We start from the raw sequence: 21406 nt of genomic DNA on the forward strand, positions 1-21406 counted from the left end.
GGGTGTCTTATGCCAAGCCGCCCTTCGCCGGTCCCACGCGGTGCTCGCCTGCCTGTCGTGCTACACGCACAGGGTCGGCATGACGAGATGGACGAGGCTGCAGCCGATGGCCCGGCCGAATTGCTCCACGATGGCTCGATCGAGATCACATTCGCGTACCACAACGCATCCTCAAGGCAGTCCGCCAGAATTAACGGCCTGCTCCCCATGCAGATTTGAGGTCAACACGGCCGGCAAACGGTCAAATCAGCGGCCTGCCTCTTTTCGTCTTGAGGGGCCACTTTTACGCCGTTCCCGGTTTTCCCTTTCAATGGACCGAATATTCGGTCCATTCAATCGGTCGGTGTTCGGGTCGCTCCTCCGCGGGAGTCCAATGCAATGTTTTCCTGCACCGCCCCAATGCAGTCGCGAACGACTGACAAACCCCGGCGCAGGTCAGCGTCGTCAATGGTGAGAGCGACAAGGAACTTAAGCACTTCATTGTGCCCACCACAAGTCTCGATCACCAAACCGCGATGAAGAGCCTCGCGGGAGATTTGGACCGGTAATGAGTGGAGCTTTTGAGATACGAGTCCGTACATCAATCCGCGGCCGCGCACACTCAAACCAAGGCGAGGGAAATCGTTCACAATTGACTCGAGTTCCTCCGCTAGAATGACGGACTTACTCGCGATTTCCTCTTCAAACTTGGAGTCGGCCCAATAGGTCTCAAGCGCCGCGCGAGCAGTAACGAAAGCAAGGTTGTTGCCTCTGAACGTACCGCTGTGGGCGCCAGGCGACCAAACATCCAGCTCGGGCTTCAGAAGAACGAGGGACATCGGCGTTCCGATCGCCGACAAGGACTTTGACAGAGTGACGATGTCCGGGACGATCTCAGCCGCTTCAAAACTGAAGAATTTGCCGGTGCGACCGACACCCGCCTGGATGTCATCGAGGATCATCAGGATCTTGTGTCGCGAGGTCAGCTCACGCAGCCGTTGCAGCCATTGAAAACTGGCAGGGTTGATGCCTCCTTCACCTTGGACCGCCTCCAAAATAACCGCGGCAGGTTTATCGAGCCCGCTGCTAGGATCGTTGAGAAGCTTCTCAAAGTAATCGAGAGTGTCAACTGAGGGGCCGAGGTAACCATCATAAGGTAGGAATGTAACGTGCGCGACGGGAAAGCCTGCGGCACTGCGGTATTCTTTGTTTCCGGTCGCCGCCAATGATCCAGAGCTGACGCCGTGGAATGCATTGCTAAAGGCGACGACGTTCGACCTGCCGGTCACTTGGCGGGCCAGCTTCAGTGCCGCCTCGACCGCGTTTGTACCCGTGGGTCCAGTGAACTGCAATTTGTAATTCAAACCACGTGGCTTCAGAATACACCGTTCAAAGACCTCGATGAAGGCCTTCTTCGCGCTGGTGGCAAGGTCAAGCCCGTGCACGATTCCGTCGCGCTCAATGTAATCCAGCAACGGTTGCTTGAAGGCCGGGTTATTGTGCCCATAATTGAGGGCGCCTGCTCCAGCGAAGAAGTCGAGATACTCACGACCGTCTGCATCTATGAGGGTAGTGCCAACCGCGCGGTCGAACAGGATCGGAAACGATCGAATGTAGCCGCGCACCTCAGACTCGAGGCGCTCAAAAATCGCGATGGTCGAACCCTTCGAAGGCGAGCATTTATTGGGCATAGCGGCACTCTCCTTGCTCATGCGGACGGATCCCCTAGAGTCTTGCCTGCGTTCAGGCCTGTAGATAATGGGGTGGGTCGAAGCGCGGATCCTGCACATCAATCGGTGTGTAGTCCTCTGCGCGGCGGCTTGGCCTCGCGCCCGTCAGTCTAGCCATTCTGGTAAGGCCCTTGAGTTAAGCAGCTTACTCGCCATGGGCTTCGGTCGTAGCACTAACCAGTTGGAATAGCTTTTACTTCGCGCAGGGAGAAACGCGTAACACTTCTGTTTTGACCACCGTTACAGGAGCAGCCTCAAAATATCCCATCATCATATTGTTGTAAATTCTATCTCGGATGTAGCAAAGTCCGACTTTCGGAGCTGCGCGAAGCGAACGCGTGTTGGTTCGGCGAATGAATGCAGTGACCTGCTCAAGCGCCAAATACTCGAATGCAAATCGGATTGCTGCCCTGCCAGCCTCGGGGGCGATCCCTTTCCCCGAGGCCGCAAGGTGGACGCAGTATACAAGTTCCACGTTGTTCGGATCTTCGGGTAGATTCTGGCCGCTGCACGCCAACCCACAATAACCAGCGAATTTCGACCGACCTTCACTTTTGACGAACACCATCCAAAAACCAAAACCGTTATGCTGCCAATCATTCATGAACCGAAGCAATGCGGCTTTCGATTGCTCTCTCGTCGGACAGGCTCCATCCCCGATAGCGTTTGCCACGAACGGATCGCTATGAAGTCCATGCAGAAGAAGCTCGTCGCCATGCGAGGGCGGCCTGAGGATTAACCGTGTCGTTTCCAGGATATGCATGAAAAGGTCCTTTTCGAGGCACTTGTCAAAAAGCGGCACCACAACAAACGTAGGCCCATGATGTCCTGGAAACCGAGGCCGCCATCGGACGAGCTGCGAAGCGCCTTCGTGCTAAACCTGTAGCCGCAGCAGCTTGTCGACATACATAGCGCGTCAAACGCGTTCGGCTTAGACGCCTGTGTGAATCTTGCGAACGTGAGAATTCGGCCACTTACAGCAACTCGCGCGCGCGCCCGGCCCCATTCCCCTTTTCCCATATTGACTCGTAGTTTCGCAGCATCATCTCCGCGACACCAAAGGTGTGATTGCCTTGCCGCGAAGCCAGGCGAGCGTCGATGTCGGGATAGATAAAGAAGGGCAGGGAAATTCGTTCGGCCGGACCACTGTGCACCACTTGATGCGGCGTACTCTTGAACCGGTTATCGCTCAACACCTGAAGCATGTCGCCCAGATTGACCACGAGACTGTCGGGGAGGCTCGGCGCCGGGATCCAACGCCCGTGGAACCACACCTGCAAGGAGTGAGTAGGGAGTTCCTCCTGGAGCAGGAGCGTGAAGAAGCCATTGTCGGTATGCTTAGCGGCCGCGCCGCCAGTAGACGGGTACCGGATCACGCGTTGCAGAACCGTCGGCGGGCTGAAATGACGTCGGAACCAGCCTTTTTCCATATCAAGCAGATCGGCCAGCGCGTTCCCGAGCTGCGGCACAACCCCATTGAGCACGGTAGCCTGCAAAGCAAGCAAGCTTCGCGCGAAACCAGGAGCCAAGGCATCATCCGGAAGGCGTGTGCGTCCGGCGAATGGACGCCGGTCGCTTTCATTCTCGATTCCGAGGTCGAACATTTCCTTCGGATCCGGGCCGGCCTCTGGATGTAGCATTTCGCCGTGCAACGGACTGTATCCACGGGCGGTGGTGGGGTGGACGTTTTGAAAGGCGTGGCCATAGCGTTCCTTCGTAGCCAGTGGCAGCGCGAAGAAACGCCGGGAAGCGTCGATCGCTTCTGCGATCTGCTCCTTCGGGATTCCGTGCTCGATAAGGTAGAAGAACCCGTACTCCTCGCAGGCCGTGCGTAAGCGCTGTTGCTCTTCACGTCGCGTTGAATCGGATGACAGTTTCGCCAATGAGATTCGCGGTAGCGTAGTCATAGTCGCTCCTTCGTCGGTGCTGTGCCCACGTGGGGTTATCTAAGCCAAAGCTTGCGCTGCATACATAAATCTATTCTCTATCGCACCGATATATCCCTTATAATTCCAGAAGTTGCAACATGAAATATATAAACACTATGCAGCATTACTGTCACAGTTATTTAGCAGCCCTTGAACATCTTTCAACAGACAAGGTTTATGACCCCTCGAGTGCAAAGGGGACAACAAGCAACTTTCCTGCAAAAGCAAAAGCCTGTTCGACGACATGCGCGAAGATCTGCCCAAATTTCACGCTAGGCCGCGGTCTGGACGTAGTAGACCGCAGCCGTCTCGCCTTGCGATCTCGATACAGACGATTGCCCGCCACGACCGCCACGCTTCAGTGGGTTGGCAATGCGGAACAGCAAGCATCAGTATGTCTGTTGATAGGGACGGGAGTGAAAGCGGCGGCAAGTTCTACCTCTTCGGGAATTGTTTGGCATTTTACAACTCATCAGCACTGATCCGCTTGGCGAAAGACGAAACCCGCCACGCCCCCATTCATGAAGTTTTGATCACCTCTTCGCTGACGATTCCCGGTCTTCTTTCAAAATGGCATCAGCCATTTTTTCGGCCACCATGATCGTTGGAATGTTTGTATTGGCGCGGGGGCAGCACGGCATCACCGAAGCGTCGGCAATCCTCAAGCCCGAAACGCCACGAACCCGGCCCGACGGATCGGTCACCGCAACCGGGTCCGACGCTGGCCCTATCCTGCAACTCGACGTTGGATGCCAATTGCCGGTCACGTTCTGTCGGACAAACCGATCCAGATGCTCCTCGTTGTTGATCAGATCTGAAATGCTATGACCATCGGTGATGACATGCCTAATGAGGGCGCGGCGCAAGCGTGGAGAACTGTCCATGAGCAGAGCCAGCACCCACGTAAGCCCGGAATTAATGCAATTTACCTTGCTAATCTGCTTGGCTCGCGCATTCCAAGCTGACGGGAACGGGTCGAGCCCCACCCCCGACAGGGAATCTTGCTGCAGAAGGCTGGCTACGAAACGGAATCCCTGCTTCAGTCGCTCGGCATCCCGCTGGTCGCTCAACCAGTTGAAATCTACCTCCGGCTCAACGGCATGAGAGCGATCCTTGAGCACGATGGTTCCTGCCGAATAAGTGCGGTTGACCCACACGTAAAGGGAGCCGAGGCGCTTGCCGAGCGGGTGCCAGGCCGACTTGGCAACCGCCGATATTGCCATGTCTGTCGAAGGACACCCATTGTAGCCCGATGAGTAACGAGCATGCATCTGAATGTGGCCGCTCACATTGGGTGCCATGCGATCGCCCACTTTCAAATACGCCGAAACGGCGATCCCTGGATGTTCTTGAAGGTTCTGGCCCACACCTCTTATATCTGCAACTACCGGAATACCGAGTTTTGTCAGTTGCTCGGCCGGGCCGATCCCGGAGCGCATCAATATGGCGGGCGAGTGGATGGCTCCGGCGCAGAGGATCACGGTCGAAGCGCGATACGACGGCCGTCCGAACATGTTTTCCGTCTCGACGCCAGTTATGGCGCGTCCTGAAAAGGCCAGCCGCACAACCGTCGTTTCGGGCAAGATTGTCAAATTGCGTCGAGAGCGGACACTCTCGGACAAGTAGGCCATCGCAGCGGAAACGCGATGCCCGTTTCGATTAGTTAAGGGAACAACCGAGTATCCGTCACCAAATTCACCGTTGAAGTCCGGCCTGAAATGGAGACCCTCATTTTCATACGCTTTCGATACTGCTCGGATAAAGCCGGACCAATCTGATTGCCGCACTCGTCTGATTGGCAGGGGACCAGCCCTGCCGTGAAATTCACCGCCAAAATCCAGATCACATTCGAGGCGACGGAAATATGGTAGAACCTCATCCCAACTCCAGCCCGCTGCACCGCTTGCGGCCCAGTCATCGTAGTCTTCGGGACCACCGCGGTTGGCCACCTGGGCATTGATGCTGGAGCCGCCGCCCATCACCCGGGCCTGCTCGTAATGAATGGGCTTGCGGCCATCCCGGACCGTGGTCGCGTCGAGTGAAGGCCATTGATAATCAGGATTGAAGTAAGCACGTGTTGGATTGCCATCCAGGATGTCATCAGGGACGGCATTCGGGGGCGTATCAGGACCGGCTTCGATGAGCAGTACGCGATGTCCATCGGCGGAGAGCCTGCTCGCCATGACGGATCCAGAGGAACCGCCACCGATCACGATATAATCGAAAACCACACAAGCCTCCAACTACCCGCATGTTGCTCAGACGAGGGAAAACGGGCACTATTAGGCTCCCCCAGCAGAGGATCATTCGTCAGGCAGCAAAATACCTGATGGTGCCGTGGGAAATCCACACTACACCCTAGTAGTTGGTGAGAGGCCGAGAATCAGCTAGGATGGAAAGCGGAATGAATATCGAGATGGCCGCGTAATGGGCGAGTCACGTAGGGGATTCCTTACTGATAGATGGTAATTTGAGTTAAGCTCCTCAGATAGGGAAATTGCCGAAGGCCGAGGCGAGCCCTCAACGCCGACGCAGATCAAGAACGCAGCGGTTCCGCAACTGTTGCCTAGTCGGCTGTGAAGAACGTCGATTTCGCTGACGGCGATCACGATCAGGGCCGGAAAGACGGGGCTGGCAAAAAGGCCTCCCGGCCCAGTCGGATCGTCTGAGCGGTGATTAGGCTGTTCGTGGCTGGATCGTCGCTGCGGGGATGGCGAACAGCGCCAGGAAGCAGGCACACAAAAGCCTCAGCCAGTTGAGCAGGAGGCTGAAGTTGTAGCCGACGGCGGCAAGCACGGCGTTGTCGGCGTCGCCCTCGGAGAAGGCCAGGAAGTTGCGCCCCATGCGGTGGTCGTTCTTGAGATGGCCGATGACGGGTTCGACGGCGGCCCGGCGTCGTAGCGCCCGTTTGACGGCCTTGGTGAGGCCGCGCTTGTAGCCGGCGACATGGACCTTGAACATCTTGCCCTTCGGGGCGCTGTGGCCGCGGTAGCCGGCATCGGCGACGATCTTGGTGAGGTTGGCTCCGATCGAGGTCTCGATCGCGGGGATGACGGTGGCCAGCGTGTGGCCGTCATAGGGATTGCCGGGCATCGCCTTGACGTGAGCGACGAACTGGCCGCCGCGGCTGCGCTGCAGCGTGGTGGCGACGGAGACCTTGACCCCGAACTCATAGGGCTTGTGCGCCTTGCCCTTGCCGATGCACTCGACCTCGGGAGCGTGCAGGGAATAGACCTTCCTGCCGCGTTCACGCTGGCGCTGGTCCCTGACACGCCGGGCCAGCGACAGCGGCAGACCGAAGAGCTGCATCAGCCCCGGCCGGCCGCCGATCTTGCGGGTGATGTCGCGGATCACCGCTCCCAGCATGGTGCGCAGCCGCTTCAACTGCCGGTTGGCCCGCTTGAACTGCTTGGCGTGGGCATAGCGCTGATGCTTGATCAGCGCGAACTTGCCGACCCTCGCATAGGACTGGCGCAGGGCAATGCCATGCTTCCTGGCCAGCTTGACCAGCCGTTCGCGGGCACGATGCATCAGCTTGGCGTCGGTCGGGAAGGTGATCGCCTTCTCCTGCACGGTGGTGTCGACGATCACCGCGCGGAAGTCCGCTGGCTTGGCCGCCCCCAGCCGGGTCGCCGCCGCCAGGCTCTCCTGGAGCAGCGCCATGAGCCGCTCCTCGCCCATGCGCAGGCGCCAGCGCGTCAGCGAGGTGCGGTCGAAGACCAGGCGGTGCTGGAAGAACTCCTCGCCGCAGAACAGCTGATAATAGGGGTTTTCCAGCCAGCGCTCGCACAGCCCTTCATCGGACAGGTTGTGCATCGACTTCAGGATCGCCAGCCCCGCCATCAGCCGCGTCGGCAGCGGCGGCCGGCCGGGGCCATCGTCGTAGACCTCGCCGAGCTTCTCTTCCAGGCAGCGCCAATCGATCGCCGCCGCCAGCTTCACCAGTGCATGTTCCATGTTCAGGATCTGGTCGAGCCGGGACCGCAACAGGTCCGCCTGGCCGCTATCGCGCCGTTCCTTTGGACGCATCCTTCGCTCCTTGCGTTGCTTGTCATCGCCTCGAATCACGCAACGCAGGCACCAATCATTTTGCCGGAAATCGCAGCCTCTAGCCACGAAATTCGGCAATCTGTCACCTGAAATCAGGGGAAATTATTAAACGGAATCAAAGCATTCCGAGTTCTTCACGGACGACTGCCTACGACGCAGCAATTCCTCAAGTTTAGCCGCTATCTTGCAGTCACCCCACCGACGCGACCTGGCCGATCTTTTTCCAGCTCGCGCCGGCACGTTGGGCCACCCCTGGCAAGACCGTGTGCGCCCCGCCTTTACGGCGTGGCGCTCGGACGAGCGACGATCCCGAAGCGGATCTCCTATGTTCCGTGCGCTTGCTGTTCCTCATGCTAAAAGTCACTCCCGCCTATAAGCGGACGCGTCAACTACCAGATGCCGTAGTATCAGTGCTTTCCCGCGAACTCTAGAACCTATGGTGTGTTCAGCGCACTGAGGGGTGCATCGACATGCAGACCAACGTCACAACCCTAGAGCTTGCGAGGTGCATCTGTGCGGCAGACGAGTTGGGGCGCAAGATGGGCCTCCACATTACCATGGGCGAAGATTTTGAAGAGTACGTTGGAATTACCAGCAGACTTCCCGGGAAGTCACCGACATATCCAAGCTTCCGTCCCGACTGTTCTCATCTTCCGCCTGGAAAGGCCTTTTGGATCGTCGGGCGGGATCGGGATGGAAGAGTAGCGCATGTACAAGCAATGCGTCTATATCATCTATCCAACACAGACGTTGCTGGGCACCTTGGGTCGTTGAGAGCCTGGTTCGCGGATCCCACCTTCATAGCCGGGCCTGGCTCCTCGTCTCGCTGCGATGCGCCCACTGGCCGCAGCATAACTGGGCTGGTCGCCTATCATGGCGACATCTGGTTGCGCGAGGACTTCAGAGGCTGCGGTCTCTCTACCTTTATCGGTCGCATTGCATTTGGACTAGCATGGGCTAAATGGTCGCCGGACTTCATCTATGCGCTGGTTGCCGATTGGCACATCAAAAAAGGCGTTGCCGATCAATATGGGTATCTACATCAGGAGCCACACGGATCAGTCCTGCACTTGCCCGCGCACGGGATAGATGACGACGATTGGCTCGTTTGGTTGACGCGAGACGAACTGTTGAAGACGGTTCGTGCCTCATCACTGCGGGCGCCCTGTGAGAATACTGTGGCGACAGCCGACTCTCGATCATGGACCGCATCGCAAGACTGATCGAGCCGGAATCGGATACAGTATGAGGTCTCTCGGCCCGGTGAATGGAAGTTTCCAAATACTACACATTCGAGAGTCTCTAACATGCGTGAGCCTCAGCGCCTTAGTGACTATCAAACGACCAAGTTGCGACCGCGGGGACCGCCGGTTCAAGCGACGAGGGACCGGGAACTGAGGTTTGATTTTACCAATGCAAGTCGAAAGGATTGCCCGCCAGATGTTCGTCCTCCCATCGGATTGGCGGGCGGACCAGGAGCCAAGCCCACCTTATCAAGTGGGTCAGACCGACTTTCGGGAACTCCCATTAAAAAATGTCCAGATCCATAATATAATATGTCCCACTATTTGGAAATTGTGTAATATAATGAAAATAATATCACGTTCAGATAACTCTCCTAGGGGCAACTCCGTGCTAAAGCTTTACCGCCGACCTGCCAAGGACGGCGCGCCGAGCCTTACCCGCAGCTTTGTGCGCCGTTCACAATATTCAGCGCAAACGGTTGCGGAGAAGAACTATGGAACTCCCCCAGATAGAAGAAGTGCCCGTGCTTTCCGCCAGGGAAATAGAGTGCATACTCTGGGCAGCCAGAGGCAAATCGTCCTGGGAGATAGGACGAATACTTAATAGGTCCGAAAACACCGTGAATTTTCATATAAAAAACGTAATGCGGAAATTGGACACGGGCAGCAGAACGGTCGCTGCTATCAAGGCGGTAAGCTTCGGGATTATCGAACTGGAGGAAGCGGTGACCGCCACTGAAGCGTCGTCCGGCGACGATTAGAGGTCTCGGTTCGTTTCTGTAAGGCCGCTGAGCCCCCCAAGCCGAATTGCGAGGACGCCGGTTGCGCCAATAAATCCCGTTATGGCTGCCGGGGTCTCATAGTCGAGCCACGAATGCGGCCTCGCAGTGTTGAACAACACGACGAGAAAACGCCCACGGGACGTGGGGAACGCGGGTTTTCGTTCATGGCATCCTCGGGTCGGGGTTGTGTTCACATTCATGAGGTGATCGAGAAGGCTGACCGGGAGGTTTTCCGCTGCGGGCGCGGTCTCGCGTGGCGCAACTGCCCCTCAGTACGTTGGCGCCTTGGTGACGCTGCTGCAGGAAGCAACAGCCGAAATAGAATTCGGGCGCAGCATCAGGGCCTACCACGCGTATCGGGGAGAGTTCCATGCCGCGCCAGCCCACACCATATCAGTTCGATCTCAAACCGCACGATGCGGAGACCTTTCAGTTGCCAGGCAGGCGCTGCCCGAAGAGACGTGCCTGATGCGGACAAAGCTGACGATGCGCCTGAACCTCGACCACGTTGGCGCAAGGCGATCCTTTGTGGGCTGGAATCCTCGGCCCCATCATCGTCTGCGCAATCGTGAGAGCAGCCGAGCGCACCGTTCAACGGGAGGTGGCGCGCCCTGATGGATGAGAAGATTCCGGCCCAACCATCTGGAGCGCCGTGCAGTATGCGATGCGCCGCCGCCTGGTGGCGCTCGGCTGGTTTTGCATCGAGACGGTCCACGGCGGCCGCTTTGCCCCTGGGGGAATCGCGCGAGCGGCTTCGATCGGATGGTCGCCGCAGTCTGTCTCGGGAGGTTGGGGCGGTTGTGGCGCGCGAGGTATCGCGGTTTGCCCGCAACAGCCGCAGCTGGCAGCAGCTCATCGAGATGTGCCGCGCCGTCGATACGTGCTGATCGACGGGTCTACGCTGCGACATCTAACTTTAGGTCCACCAGAGCACAAGATCTGGCCGCGCAAACCCGAAAAAGCTGTTCAGCACAAGGCGTCGCTTTCCGTTACCTGTTTGACCGGTGACCCCGTGAACGAAGCCGCCATCGATCAGGGCGATATCCCCCGCTTTGAGCTCAAATTCGCGACAAGGAAGGCCCTCGAGATAGGCTGCTGAATAGGGATAGCCAGTGGTCTCCACACCCTGCGCTATTCGGTCCGCAACTGTCGGTTTATGGCTCCAGAGCCTCAGATTGCCGCCTTCCTCAGGCATGCTGGGATAGAAGTTGAGTGCTGCGACAGTGTTTTGCGCCACCGAAGAAAGCTCATAACCGTCCCCAGCACGCAAGACTTGAGCGACATCGTCGTGGGGATCCAAGGAAAATGTGCCGCTGCCGGACCAGCTGATAGCACGACAAACATTGGCCTGACCGTGTTCTGAACGGGCCAGTCGCAATTCAATGCCCTGGTTGTCAAGCTCGCGCTTCAACGCGCCGAATATTGCTCGGACCGGGTCAACCAAATTCTTAAACAGGGCGTCGACGTACGGTCGCGCATTTTCGGCCTCTGCGAAATACGTGGCTGCGTCCTTCCTGTAGTGCGATGCGCCGACATATTGTCCGGGCACTCCATCTTTTCGCTCCTTGAGACCGGTGCTGCCACTGAAGTTTGTGGTGATCTCCTCGGCTACTTCAGTGCTGAAAGCTTGCTTCATGTGCAGAGCGGTGGTCTCGCCTTTCAGGACTGAGATGATGTCAGCAGTGCTGATCGAGCCGGTGCGTTCTCTGATAGAAACTGGAGAGATGGCCGGCGCTTGAGATATCTGACTAGACATTGTCTTGCTCCTGTAGTGCGTGATCAAGGATGGCGATGCCAAGATCGAGCTCGGCATCGGTGATGGTTATTGGCGGGAGAACTTTGATTACGTCGCGATTTGGCCCTGAGGATTCGATAAGCAGACCGTTTTCGAACGCGACATCGTGCACACGGCTCACAACGGCCGATGAACGGCACTTGAGGCCGGCCATCAGACCGCGGCCGCGCTTCTGCTCAATGCACTTGGGAAATTTGGCGATAAGGCGGTCCAGGTGCGCTTGCAGCTTGACCGCTGTCCGCTCGACGCCAGCAGTAAACCGGACGTCCGACCACATTTTGCACATGGCCCCTGCCGTCACGAAGGCGAAATTGTTGCCTCTGAAGGTCCCGCTATGTTCTCCGGCTTTCCATATGTCCAGGTCGGGTCGAATCAGAACAATGGACAACGGACTACCTGAACCGCTTAGGGACTTGGAAAGAGTCACTATATCCGGTTCAATTTTTGCGAACTCGAACGAGAAGAACTCGCCTGTCCGACCCGATCCTGCCTGAATATCGTCAACGATCAAAACAACGCCGTGCTTGCGGCAGATGCGCTGGATTTCTGTGAGCCAAGCTGCGGATGCGGTGTTCATGCCGCCTTCTGCCTGAATAGGCTCCAAAATGATTGCGGCAGGTCTTTCTATGCCGCTTCCCGGATCGCTCAAAACGCAGTCGATGTAACTCGCAGAATCGAAACCCTGGTTTGCATAGCCGTCATAAGGGACACGGATCACATCGTGGCGGGCGACGCCTCCCAGCTCTCGGGTAGACGCCGAGCCCGATACCGCCAGGGAGCCAAGCGACATACCATGGTACGAGTTTGTGAAGGCCATGACACTCGAGCGACCGGTATATTTTCGCGCCAGGGCCAGCGCCGCTTCGTTGGCGTTTGTGCCGGTCGGCCCAGGAAACTGTATTTTGTAGGAAAGGCCTCTGGGCTTCAGGATCGATTTGACAAACGCTTCGATGAAGTCACGTTTTGCCGCCGTATACATATCAAGCGACAGAAGAATGTTCTCACTGATCAGATATTCAATTGCTGGTGCAATGATAGTTGGGTTGTTATGTCCGTAGTTGAGTGCGCCAGACCCCACAATGAAATCGATATGAGATTTACCGGCCTCGTCCCAGATTGTCGCCCCGAGGGCTTTCGTAAAGACTGTCGGAAAAGACAGGCAATAACGACGAACGTTAGATTCATACGTGGCGAAAGCGTCGGTATTCATGATTGATTCCCTGGTCTAGCCCCGTCAAGCGAGCCGCGATCTTGTGTAAGGTTTTCGGGTGAACGCCGAAACTACGGCATCTGGTAGGTGACGCATTTGCTTGCGCGAGAACTCCGTCAAGCCGGCTCGGCCATCGAGGACAGACCTCCGCATTGGGCCGACCATCCCGGTTGACGCCGACGCCAAAATCAAGTCGTCGAAGGCAAACCCAAGCTGTTTCTCCTGGGCGCGCACCTCCTCGGCGAACCCGACATAGCCCAGGCCGCCGTATTTGTGGACAGAAGCCCCGGCTGGTATCGCATAAGGTCTGCCGCCCCCTGCCTTGACATCATAGAGCGCTTTTTTCCAACTCTGGCTGATGCCGATGTCAAATCCCTCGTCGACCAGGCGCACCTCTGCGCCCATGATGCGGCTCAAGAGAATATTGCCGACCCGGTCGTAGACGGCATCGTCATGTGGAACCCAGCTCCCCTGAACCAGGAGGCATTTCATGCCGACCTTGGCGGCGACCGCTGCCACCATCCGGGTGTGGTTGGACTGCACGCCGCCGATGGTGACGAGCGTGTCGGCATCTGACGCGATCGCATCGGGGATGATGTATTCAAGCTTGCGCAGCTTGTTTCCGCCGAATGCGAGACCAGAGTTGCAGTCCTCGCGCTTGGCGTAGATTTCCACCTTGCCGCCCAGATGCTTGCCGAGCCGGTCGAGCTTCTCGACGGGGGTGGGTCCGAAGGTGAGCGGGTAGCGTGCGAACCGTTTCAGCATATTTTCTCCAGTGGTACGCGATTGCCCCGAAACTAGCGGTGCACGAGCGCTTCTAAGAGACGCGTTTGACTGTGAGCCCGGCTGCGTTCGGATGTTTCCAAAAGAGCGCCACTGGTGATGCTATCCGGCGCCTCGTTCGCCGTCGAGACGTGCACCCGGGTGCTGGTGTGCTGCGAACGCAGCTATGGAGCGAAACTGCATTCGATGGTCTTATAATCACCAGAACGTGGTCGCATCCGATTGTCGCACGCAATGATCAACTCAATGACGGTTGCCCCGAATTTATAGGAAGCTGTGCTTTATCTTGAGCGCCTCAAGGGAGGAGCATCGCTAATGCCGAGCATTTGATTGCGCTGGCGCACATCTGAAGATTCATTCCTCACCTCATCATTATCTGACGGCCGGAATCGAACTTTCTGAGAGCTAACGAAAAGCTCAGCCCTTTGCTCGCCGGGAACGCCGCTGGATCGCCAGATTAGAAATAGAACGTTTGCAAAATAGGCCACCTGGAGAACCAGCCAAAAGGCCAGCGTCGTGAAGACTGCCAGACGGATGGAATCCAACGCGAAGTAAACCGTCACAGCGTTGCCGCACAGGACCATCCCCAGGAGCCGACAAAAGATGATTAAGCGCAAATGCCGCTCTCCTGATTTTCTCTCGTAAAATCATGCAGCTCAGGCTGAGACCTGGTCGGCCGCGACATGAGTCTGGCAGTTCTTTGGGCAGACACGGCCGCAGGCTCCGCAGCCAATGCATCGCCCAGCATGGTCCACCACCATGATCATGCGATTGAGCTCACCATCGAAGTCGTCGTCACTGCCGTCGCAGGCGCCGAGGATTTCGCCCGCGTCATCTACGCCGTAAAGGTGCATGACCTCCCGCGAGCAGACCTTGAAACAGCGCCCGCAGCCGATGCAAATCTTGCCATCTATAGTCGTCAGATATTCCGGCATCCACATGGAGCCGTCGCGGGTGATGAATTCGGCCTTCATCGTAAAGTCTTCATTTTCGCGAGCTCTCTCCTGGCACCATGCAACTCCGCATAAACGGCGTGCGCCTTCTCGGCCACTTCCTCTATGTCAGTCCATTTCACCGGAAGACCCTCGGCAAGGTCGCGCAAATTCGTCTTAGCAATTGCTGCGCGCAGTTGAAGCTTTCGGACCTTTTTCACCATCTCATCCAAGTTTGACATGATCCTTCCTTGAAAATCGGTCTTTTCACGCCCGCACAACATGGCAATAGGCATAGCTGCAGTCGCGTCATCGACCAGTTTGGTTCCGGAATCCGCAGTTCCGGAAAGTCTCGAAGCCCAACCGGCGGACGCCTCGACAGAACGAGCAACTGCCTGCCCGCGAAAAGCACGCGCCCGAAGCCCAGAAACTTTCACCTTGCGGGCACTTCATCAGGCCTGAGCAAACCCTGCTGCGGTGAAAACGCAGAGCCTCCATCACGTCCCGATCCGGATCGCGAAGGATTGGATCTTCCGCCGCAGTCCTTGGTGACGGTAAAGCCGGCCAGCAGCTCGGTCCCCGATTTAGCACGGGATAAGCCGCGGGAGGCATTGGTCAAACAAGGTAGTACTGTTTGATGTGGTCCGGCATTGGCTCCGGAAAATCGAGCGATTTCAGCGCGACGTCGATCAGCTCGATCGCGCGAACCTTGTTGCCACACTCGTAGTGGTACTGAGCGACCGGAACGTACCAAACGAATTTAAGGGGGCCGTCGCTTTGTGGGGAACTCAGTGCCAAGATCTGTTCAGACAGCTCCTTGCCCATCGCGAAGCGCTCAGCATGGGGAAGATGGGAGTTGTTCGTCGAGGGATCGAAGAGTTGTTTCAGGGCCATTACCATCCAGAACACGGCCTCAAACTTCTTGTCGATAGCGTCCTCGACCAATTGGCGCATCACTGGCAAGCCGGTCTCGATGTCGCGCAGCTTGTGAAGCAGAAGATCCGCCTGAGTATGCCGGAACCCGTAATTGTCTGGCACCAAGGCGAGGCCTCCTTCGACGGCAGAGAGAGCCGCCTTCCAATTCTCCGCCTGCAGCGCCGGCTGGAGCTTGGCATAAGTCGGTTCGGTCAGCGCCAGCTCGCGCGCAGTGCGTTGGTTCCTATCGATCCGCCCCTTATCGGCGGCTTTCGCTTCATCGCTGCTGCGCCAGCTGCCGTCCATAACTTTGGGTAAAACGTCATCGAGTTCCGCCGGGTGTCCGATGAATGCGATGCGGCCGTCGCGATCCACCAGGAACGAGGCAGGAATTCCGAGAGAAGAACTCGCCTTCATCCAAAGCCTGTTCATTTCGCCTGTGTAATCGAACGCGATCCGATAATTTAGATTGGGGAACCTCTGAATCAGCCAAGCATCCAAGCTCGTCCGCGTCTCCTCCGCGGTCGGGCCCTCTTCGCTAGCTGCGACTCCGACGACCTCAAATCCGCTGGTTTGATATTTTTCCTGTAGCTGCATCAGATGGTGCATCGCCGCCACACAAGGTCCGCATCCAGTCGCCCAAAACTCAACAAGGTACACCTTGCCGGGTTGAAAGTTCGTGAGGGGCTTGCCACGCAGCCAGCCTTTGACTTTGATCGGAGGAGCGGGGGATTCAATCCGCAACACCATGTTATTCTCCAAAGCTTTTCCCACACCTTGTTGGCGTCTATGAGCAATCTGGCTCTACCCTCAGGAACGGAACACACCTGAGCCCATCACTCGTGTTGCTTGTTCTCATGCGGGTCAGCTCACCCACCATCGCCGCACCTCAACCAGCAAAGGCCGTGCCAGCACGCCTGGCGCGCAGCAAATGCTTTATTGGCTTCAAAAGTCCAACAGGCCCAACACGGCGATTGTTTCGAACCCGACATGTTTTCAGCCGGCTGTAAGCTTTTGGACACGCATCACTCATGCGTCAGTCGCTTTAGGACAGCGAAGACGTTCGCTGTATTGCCGACGGTAAGATTGGGCCTCGCCTAGTGGAGCAGCAGCACTTCGGCGCCCGGCTCGAAGAGCTGGTAACCCCACGACTGGCTCGCGCGTGCGACTGCCTGCCGGCCGGCTCATGGCTAACCTCTTCTCCTAGAGCCGGGTCATGAGGGGCCAGGCCATCGAGTTCGAGCTGCCGCGGGTGCTGCGTAAGCTGTTTGCCTAGACGTCGACGCCGCATGCACGTCCCATATTTTTCGTGAGCGAGCTTGGGAAGGTTTCTGGTAGGTGGTACGCAATTCAGGCATTCGCCTCTGCTCCCGCAGGAACGGTCAGCGCCCCGAGCCGGGTTCCGGGTTTCCTTGAACTAGTCCCAATCACTTGCCTCACCCGATCCAAACACGACACGCATCGCAACGGGCGGGAGCCCTTCACTCCACCGACCCATCCATGGGCGTCAAGACCACTGCGCAATTCGGAGTGAGCAACGTAACACGGCCTTTACCGCCGTAGGGCAAATGCACCCCCGCAGAATTATGCAGTGCGCCGGTTCAGTCACGAGACTTGGGAGAAGGCTTCGGCCTTCGCTGCAGCGAAGCCAGAATCATTCCTTGGATGCCGCCGCCGATGATCAGTGGGTCTGCGGGTCATATCCCGCTGCCCATTTCTTCTGCGACGGCGTCGGAACAGCTCTCGACGGAGGTAGGGCAGATGAAGTCAGGAGCCTCGGGATTGACGCCCGGCGCACTTTCCAGAAGGCTATCAAGGATGCGACGCGCTCGCCAGGCCAGCAGAGTTAGATTCGGATCGGCCAGCCCGCCCTGCCCGACGCTCGGGTTGTGTACGAAGATGCGCCTGTCACGCGGTCCGTCCCAGAACACCGAAAAACCGTCGCGAATTGCCAATTCGTTGTCGATGTTTTCCAGCCGATCCGCGATCGGTTCCAAGAAGCCAGGCACCGCGTTCTCGTAACCGGTGGCCAAGACGACGATGTCGGCGGTGACTTCTTCCACCTCCTCCACGGCGTGCTGCAGGGTGAGCCTGTGACCCGCGCCCACATTGATGCAGTGCGAGACGGTGCAGCCCAGCCGCAGTGTGATTTCGCATCGGTTTGGCTCGAGAAATGCGTGGCGGTACAGCGCCTGATAGACAGCGCGCAGCGCGTTTTCCGAAATGCCCTCCGAGGCAAGCATGGAGCGCCGAAGCAACAGTCTGCGCTGCGACTCGCTCATCGCCACGAAACGATCCGAAAGGCAGGGCGTGAACAGCTCGTTTGTGAACGGGCTGTTGTCGATGGGCAGGTAGTTTTCGCTTTGCGAGACCCAAGTGATCGAGGCAGGCCGGCATTCTTCGGGTCGGCCCACAAGATGCAACAGCATCTCGGCTCCCGACTGTCCCCCGCCGACCACGCAGACATGTTTTTTATGCACCTCAGGATGGATGTGCAGTATTTCAGAGGAATGGAACAGGTTGCGTTCAGTCCAGCCCTGAAACTGAGGCGGAATTCGCGGCTGCCTGCCAATGCCGACCACAACGTTTCTGGCGCCGAGAACCGCGTTGTCCGTCCGCACCCGAAACTCGCCGTCAAAGCGGATTTCGCGCACCGTCTCACCGCCGCGGACGAGCGGGTTCCTGTGGAAGGCCCAGTTCAGGTATCGCTCGAACTCAGCTCTGAGCACGGCCCCGAACTGTGCATTCAGGAAGTGGTACAGACGCCCGTTCTCGTGCAGGTAGTTTATGAAAGTGTAGGCTGATCGCGGATTCACCAGCGTGACCAGATCCTTGAAGTGGCTGACCTGGAGCTCCGAGGAATCGAATGCGCTGCCTGGGTGCCAACGGAAGTCGACTTGCCGATCCAAGAACAGTGCGCCTTGCCCAATTTGCTCGTGTATCTGACACGCAAGGCTCAAATTGGACGGCCCGGCACCCACTCCAATACAAGAGAGCTCCACTTGTCCTGCTCCTATAGTGTTTCCCAACTAGGCGAGGTTCGCGGCAGATATCGTCCACGGCCGTTGGCTTCCGCTCTACGCGGGCATTCTCGACCTCGCTGCCGCTGGACTCGCTGGAGTTTGCCCCCGCTTTGGCGTGGCGGCCGCGAGGCCCAGGAAACCCTGCCAAGTGGATGAGATCGACACGCATGTCGGCGACATATGGGGCGTGTGCGGGATCGACGCGATCATCGCGTCTCGTTCAACGAGATGCTTCCCAGCCTTATTCGGCGTTTTAATCAGGCGCAGTTGCCCGCCTCCAACACGATGCCCCGGATTTTGGTCGGGTTGGGCAGCGAAGGCGCGGTCTCGAATTCGGCGAGAGCATTTTTCCGTGAGCCTGATCATAGGAGGATATCCGCTGCGTTCGGAAAATTTCCTGCATCGAGCGTGCCAGAAGAAAATGTCACGAAAGCAATGGCCGGCTGATCAGTAGGGGCAAACCGTGCGCCGGCAGCCGATTTGCACGTCGGGTCCTCTTCCGGTAGCGCTACCTAAAAGCCGGCTCCGCACCCGAAAAATACCGAGGGAAGAGCAAGCAAGCCAATTGGTTAGGGACCGTGGCCTGCAAAACAGCTGCGATCTCCCGCGGCTCGGACCTCACTGAGCTGATCTGCCTCAAGGTCTGACGAACCTAATGAGTTGACCCACACTGTTAATGGAGTCCTTTTCCTACATGTTCCCTAAATGCCCCTAGAGTTTCCAACAGCATGCGTGCAACTCCGGAACGAGTCAGCGCGCCAAAAACAGCGGCAATGTCGGCTTCTCGAATATCCATCTCGTCACGCCGCCAAAGAGCCGCTCACGCAGCCGACGGTTGCCGTAAGCGCCCATGACTATCATGTCGGCGGACGTGTCGATTGCGTGCTGCGCGAGCACCGTGGCCGCCGATTTGCCGGCACTTGGCAGTAGGTCAACCGACACCCGAGCACCGTGCCGAGTGAGATAGGCGGCGATGTCGGCTCCAGGCTCTGCGCAGTTCCCGTTATAGTTCGCCTTCGGATCGACCAGGGCGACACGAACTTCCTCAGCAGCGCATAAGACACCCAGCGCTTCCCGAACCGCACGGGACGCCTCGACTCGCGAATCCCAACCGACCAGGACGCGCCGTGGCCACAGGGTCGGCTCAGCGCCCTTCGGCACAACGAGCACCGGCCTTCCCGTATCGAACAAGCAGCCGTTGACAACGGGAGGTCCGAGATTCTCGTCGTTGAGGAGGCCCGGTCCGATGACCGTAAGGTCGGCGCAGAGCGCCCGCTGCCGTGCCACTTCGCCGAGGCTTGCCGGATCGCAATAGTCGGTGTCAACGTCATAGGCGAGCGACTTAGCTCTCAGCAGTTTCTGGATGTCTTTAGAGCGTTTTTCCAGTCTGGCCACGTCCTGTGTATATCGATCGATTTGCCGAAACCGATCGTTCAATCTGGCAATTGCCTGTCCACGTCCTCCAGGCCACTCGGGGGCACCATCTCCGATCGACGGATACGACATAAGGAGCATTGGAGGCGGTATAATCAGTACGGAAAGGTGCGCGCCGACTTCGGCACACAAGCCGGCGGCAGTTCTGACGTCCTGATCGGAATTGTCAGCGCCGGTCACACAGAGTATGCTTTTAAAAGCCATTTGCCTGCTTCTCCTGAGTATTCCTTTAGGGGCGTTTCAGGCCGCAAGACCGGCTCACCGCGTGAGGGAGGGGAGTGGCACCACACCCGGCACTTGATTCAGTCGTCAGGCTTCTCGAGCGAGTAGCCGGCCGACCTGACGGTGCGAATGACGCTGCCCGGCGAAGCCGTTTTCAGGGCTTTTCTGATCCGGCTGATATGGACATCGACGGTGCGTGCACCCACATGGATGTTGGGCGGCCAGGCCGCGCCGATAAGTTCGTCCCGGCTGAAGACCTTCCCGGGAGCTTCAATCATAAGCCGCAGCACATTGAACTCGATGGGTCCGAGGTGGATGTCGTGGCCATTGCCACGAACCCGGTGGGCGTCGAGCTTCATCTCGAGGCCGCCACAAGAGAGCCAGCCGCCGTTTTCAAGACCATTCGCACCCCGCTTGGTCAGCGCCAGCCTCGCGCGTAGACAGTCGAGCAGCTTGGCCGGGGCGATCGGCCGCACAAAGCTCTCGTCAATGCCAGCCTTCAGGAGATCGAGGTGCTGGTTCTCGGCGCCGGGTGCGATCAGGGCAATAATCGGCAGCCCGCCGGTCCGGGGCTCCCGCTTGAGCCGGGCGCAGATTGCAGACCCGGTTATGCTCGCTGGCCCGCAGTCCAGCACCACGGCCTTGAATTCCCGTTCGTCGGCCATTGCAAGCGCTTCCTTGGCGCCGCCTGCCGGCTCACTGGCGAAGCCGTCCACCTCCAGTATGTGGCTCAGGAACAGATAGAACTCGGTATCATGCGAACAGATCAGGACAAGTGGCTTCATCGGCGCTACCTCAAGAGCCCCATCGGCCCGGACCGCGTCGGCTGCGTAGGCTGGCCATCGCGGCTGCTCAAGACCTGTCATGACCCCTTCGCTCGACACCTGCTCCCATCACGCGCGCGCTACCTCGGGATAGGTTTCGATGGCTGCGATTGCGTCGCCGACCAGTCTCGTGCCGGCCTCGGCGAGCTTCCGGAACGTCTCGAAGCCGAACCGGTGGACGTCGCGCAGCGACTTCGAGAGAGCGACCAACCGCCCGGCCGTGAAAAGCACGCGCCCAAAGCCTTCATGGCTCAGCTCCATCATCGGCGATGCCATCAGGCCGCAGCGCTCCTCGATTGCAAGCCCAACGGCGGTGTAAAACATGTCAAGCCTCCACAGCACGTCCGGATCGGGATCGCCGATGATCGGGATTGCACGGCGCTGTTCCTTAGTGATGATGAAGGCGGCCAGCAGCTCGGTGTCCGCTTTGCCTTCCCAAGCCCCGTAGGAGTCCTGAGCACGGATTAGCCGCACGAGGCATCTGAGAAACGGAGTGGCAAGCGCCATCTCGTCCTCGGCGACAGCAGGGCTAACGGCAGGGTCGAACATTTCGCC

General features: G+C 58.1%; 15 protein-coding genes and 2 pseudogenes. 1 reads left to right on the plus strand and 16 read right to left on the minus strand.

Annotated elements, in window-relative coordinates:
* Window positions 1–332: 332 nt before the first annotated feature.
* The 5 genes from ectB (MESS2_RS28620) to MESS2_RS28640 all read right to left on the minus strand — a co-directional run bounded on the left by ectB (MESS2_RS28620) (window position 333) and on the right by MESS2_RS28640 (window position 7666).
* The gene (gene ectB, locus MESS2_RS28620) at window positions 333–1691 is read right to left on the minus strand and encodes a diaminobutyrate--2-oxoglutarate transaminase (protein WP_008878133.1); all 1359 of its coding nucleotides are present in this window, start codon (window positions 1689–1691) and stop codon (window positions 333–335) included.
* 211 nt (window positions 1692–1902) lie between these two features.
* Window positions 1903–2472, minus strand: coding sequence for a GNAT family N-acetyltransferase (locus MESS2_RS28625; protein WP_157357888.1), 570 nt, complete (start codon window positions 2470–2472; stop codon window positions 1903–1905).
* A gap of 211 nt (window positions 2473–2683) precedes the next feature.
* Entirely contained in the window at window positions 2684–3616 is a 933-nt protein-coding gene (locus MESS2_RS28630; RefSeq protein WP_008878136.1) for an isopenicillin N synthase family dioxygenase, read from the minus strand.
* Between the two features lie 554 nt (window positions 3617–4170).
* Entirely contained in the window at window positions 4171–5868 is a 1698-nt protein-coding gene (locus MESS2_RS28635; protein WP_008878137.1) for a GMC family oxidoreductase, read from the minus strand.
* 445 nt (window positions 5869–6313) lie between these two features.
* Complete coding sequence (locus MESS2_RS28640) at window positions 6314–7666, minus strand: IS5 family transposase (RefSeq protein WP_008878139.1); 1353 nt, start codon at window positions 7664–7666, stop codon at window positions 6314–6316.
* 1783 nt (window positions 7667–9449) lie between these two features.
* Between MESS2_RS28640 and MESS2_RS28645 the strand changes: the two are divergent.
* Window positions 9450–9692 (plus strand): annotated as a pseudogene (locus tag MESS2_RS28645) (helix-turn-helix domain-containing protein); the annotation flags it as partial.
* Between the two features lie 937 nt (window positions 9693–10629).
* Here MESS2_RS28645 and MESS2_RS28650 read toward each other — a convergent pair.
* From MESS2_RS28650 to MESS2_RS28700, 11 genes and pseudogenes are all read right to left on the minus strand, one after another.
* Window positions 10630–11469 (minus strand): 2OG-Fe(II)-dependent halogenase WelO5 family protein, encoded by an 840-nt coding sequence (locus MESS2_RS28650; protein ID WP_040594238.1) that lies wholly within the window; start codon window positions 11467–11469, stop codon window positions 10630–10632.
* Complete coding sequence (gene ectB / locus MESS2_RS28655) at window positions 11462–12718, minus strand: diaminobutyrate--2-oxoglutarate transaminase (RefSeq protein WP_008878146.1); 1257 nt, start codon at window positions 12716–12718, stop codon at window positions 11462–11464. Before ectB (MESS2_RS28655) ends, MESS2_RS28650 begins: the two co-directional genes overlap by 8 nt.
* Window positions 12719–12889: 171 nt before the next feature.
* A pseudogene (locus MESS2_RS28660) lies at window positions 12890–13483 on the minus strand (pyridoxal-phosphate dependent enzyme); the annotation flags it as partial.
* Window positions 13484–13782: 299 nt separating this feature from the next.
* Entirely contained in the window at window positions 13783–14118 is a 336-nt protein-coding gene (locus MESS2_RS28665; protein WP_008878149.1) for an exopolysaccharide production repressor protein, read from the minus strand.
* A 39-nt stretch (window positions 14119–14157) separates the two neighbouring features.
* Window positions 14158–14475, minus strand: coding sequence for a ferredoxin III, nif-specific (gene fdxB, locus MESS2_RS28670; RefSeq protein ID WP_040594240.1), 318 nt, complete (start codon window positions 14473–14475; stop codon window positions 14158–14160).
* On the minus strand, window positions 14472–14870 hold the full coding sequence (locus MESS2_RS34270; RefSeq protein ID WP_425277765.1) for a CCE_0567 family metalloprotein: 399 nt from the start codon (window positions 14868–14870) through the stop codon (window positions 14472–14474). The genes fdxB and MESS2_RS34270 overlap by 4 nt, the downstream gene beginning before the upstream one ends.
* Window positions 14871–15048: 178 nt before the next feature.
* Window positions 15049–16098 carry a TlpA disulfide reductase family protein gene (locus MESS2_RS28680; protein WP_008878151.1) on the minus strand — a complete coding sequence of 350 codons (1050 nt, stop codon included), beginning with the start codon at window positions 16096–16098 and terminating at the stop codon, window positions 15049–15051.
* A 947-nt stretch (window positions 16099–17045) separates the two neighbouring features.
* Window positions 17046–18350 (minus strand): lysine N(6)-hydroxylase/L-ornithine N(5)-oxygenase family protein, encoded by a 1305-nt coding sequence (locus tag MESS2_RS28685; RefSeq protein WP_008878153.1) that lies wholly within the window; start codon window positions 18348–18350, stop codon window positions 17046–17048.
* Between the two features lie 771 nt (window positions 18351–19121).
* Complete coding sequence (locus tag MESS2_RS28690; RefSeq protein ID WP_008878155.1) at window positions 19122–20009, minus strand: universal stress protein; 888 nt, start codon at window positions 20007–20009, stop codon at window positions 19122–19124.
* 98 nt (window positions 20010–20107) lie between these two features.
* A complete protein-coding gene (locus MESS2_RS28695) occupies window positions 20108–20911 on the minus strand; it encodes a response regulator transcription factor (protein WP_244440110.1) in 804 nt (267 codons plus the stop codon).
* A gap of 9 nt (window positions 20912–20920) precedes the next feature.
* Window positions 20921–21400, minus strand: a complete 480-nt coding sequence (locus MESS2_RS28700; protein ID WP_008878158.1) for a NifX-associated nitrogen fixation protein — start codon at window positions 21398–21400, stop codon at window positions 20921–20923.
* Window positions 21401–21406: the final 6 nt, after the last annotated feature.

It is taken from the genome of Mesorhizobium metallidurans STM 2683 (assembly GCF_000350085.1).
In the GTDB taxonomy this organism is placed as follows: Bacteria; Pseudomonadota; Alphaproteobacteria; order Rhizobiales; family Rhizobiaceae; genus Mesorhizobium; species Mesorhizobium metallidurans.